Raw genomic sequence first — 249 nt, 5'->3', positions numbered from 1 at the left:
TCGAAGCACGCTGAGCACCTGCAAATGCGTAAAGCTTACGAAATTTATCTTCATCAAAAGGTCGTGATGCTTGATGACGTGCAGTGCAATAAGCGTCGAGAATTTTTGCTTCGAGTGTTGGTGAAATAAACAGACGTGCATCTTGTGCTAAAGAGACAAGGTCATAGGCTGTTGGCCCTTTTAAGCCGTCTTGAAAATCAAGAAGACCAATGCGATCAGTTCCTTCTTTGTGTGCACGCCAAAGAATAT

1 protein-coding gene is annotated in these 249 nt (G+C 43.4%); it reads right to left on the bottom strand.

All coding sequences use genetic code 11. The features are described 5' to 3' along the window. Nucleotides 1–249, bottom strand: a 249-nt coding sequence (locus ACFIK8_RS12650; protein ID WP_375669625.1) for a phosphotransferase, incomplete at both ends; no start/stop codon positions are given.

It is taken from the genome of Bartonella sp. MR168JLCBS (assembly GCF_042194175.1).
Note: the sequence above shows the minus strand (reverse complement) of the source record. Positions and strands in the feature narration are given on the sequence as shown.